Raw genomic sequence first — 1,611 nt, forward strand, 5'->3', positions numbered from 1 at the left:
AGCAACGGCCCAACGGAGGCCATCAACGGCCGGCTCGAGCACCTTCGCGGTTCCGCCCTCGGCTTCCGGAACCTCACGCACTACGTCGCCAGATCGCTCCTCGAAGCCGGCGGATTCAGACCGCTCCATCTACCAGCGCATCGTCGCCGCCTACCGCGAACCCGACAAGAACAAGGCGAAGGAGATGATGCGGGCGGTGATCGACTCTGTCAGCAACGGCGTCCCCGCGCTGCTCAAAGAGGTCCGTCGCCTCGGCCGCACACTGAAGCAGCGCGCCGCGGACATCCTCGCGTTCTTCGACCGCCCCGGAACGAGCAACGGCCCAACGGAGGCCATCAACGGCCGGCTCGAGCACCTTCGCGGTTCCGCCCTCGGCTTCCGGAACCTCACGCACTACGTCGCCAGATCGCTCCTCGAAGCCGGCGGATTCAGACCGCTCCTACACTCTCATTCGCGATGAGCCGTATAACGCATCTTTTTCTTCCTTCTCTGTTCCTTGGTCACTCGTAGTCGTAGAAGCCGTGGCCCGTCGAGATGCCGAGCTTGCCCTTGTCGATGTAGTTCTCCTTCAACCAGGCGGCGATCTTCTGAGCCTCCGGGCTGCCGTGCGACATGATGTTGTACGGCGTGGTCAGCCCGATGACGTCGTAGATCTGGAACGGCCCCATGGGGGCGCCGGTCGCGATGCGCCAGACCTTGTCGACGTCATGCGGCTCCGCGTATCCGCCGGCGGCGAGCTCGGCTGCGGCGTTCAGGAAGGGCACCAGGAGAGAGTTCAGGACGTAACCTGCCTTCTCCTTGTGGATCGGAATCGGCACCATGCCGATCTCGGCCGCGAAGTCGACGATCTCATCGAAGACGGCGGGGTCGGTCTCGTCCGTTCCCATCACCTCTCCGGTGTTGAACTTCCAGACCTGATTGGCGAAGTGCAGAGCGAGGAACTTCTGCGGCCGGCCGGTGAAGTCCTTCATGTCGCTGGGCAGCAGCGTCGAGGAATTGGTCGCGAAGATCGTCTTCTCCGGCGCCACCTCGGCGAGCTTCTCGTAGGTCTCCTGCTTCAGCTTCAAGACCTCGGGGATCGCCTCGATCACCAGATCCGCGTCCTTGACGGCGTCTGCCAGGTCGGAGGAATACGTCAGGTTCTCGAGCGCCTTCTCCGCCTTCCCCTCGGCGGCCCCGGCGACGCCGTCCTGCTTGTAGGTCTCTGCCAGTGACGAGAAACGTGACTTCGCCTTCTCGAGAATCTCGTCACTGATGTCGTAGGCGACGACGTCGAAGCCGCTGAACGCCGTCTGGAACGCGATCTGCGATCCCAGGACGCCGGTGCCGAGGACTGTGACCTTGTGGATGCTGCTCATTCTGCTCTCCTTCATTTCCGGTTCTGTGTGGTTGTCATGGTCGACGTTCGCCGGTTGCCTCGCGGGTCGCCGCCAGCCCCCGCACGATCTGCGCGATCTGGTGGCGGAGGTCGTCTCGCAGATCGTAGGCCGTACAGCAGTATCGCGACGAGCATCCCGGTAAGCGCGAGCAACGCGAGCACCAACCCACGCGAGAAACTCCCGAGTTGACCTTCGATGAGCCCCCGCAGTTGCGCGAGTGCTTCGCTGGTCT

At 63.4% G+C, this 1,611-nt stretch carries 1 protein-coding gene and 1 pseudogene; one reads left to right on the forward strand and one right to left on the reverse strand.

From position 1 onward, the window contains the following. Positions 1-127 precede the first annotated feature (127 nt). Positions 128-460: pseudogene (locus KZA10_RS14580) on the forward strand (transposase); the annotation flags it as partial. Positions 461-500: 40 nt separating this feature from the next. On the opposite strand, the gene KZA10_RS14585 reads toward KZA10_RS14580, so the two are convergent. After that, positions 501-1,358 carry a 3-hydroxyacyl-CoA dehydrogenase gene (locus KZA10_RS14585; RefSeq protein WP_045247274.1) on the reverse strand — a complete coding sequence of 286 codons (858 nt, stop codon included), beginning with the start codon at positions 1,356-1,358 and terminating at the stop codon, positions 501-503. Between the last annotated feature and the right edge of the window lie 253 nt (positions 1,359-1,611).

This window comes from Microbacterium sp. BF1, assembly GCF_019279095.1.
GTDB classification, from domain to species: Bacteria; Actinomycetota; Actinomycetes; order Actinomycetales; family Microbacteriaceae; genus Microbacterium; species Microbacterium maritypicum.

What these genes read in the sequence shown, in the direction of transcription:
- KZA10_RS14585 (WP_045247274.1), bottom strand. Translation starts at nt 1,358, where the DNA reads ATGAGCAGCATCCACAAGGTCACAGTCCTCGGCACCGGCGTCCTGGGA.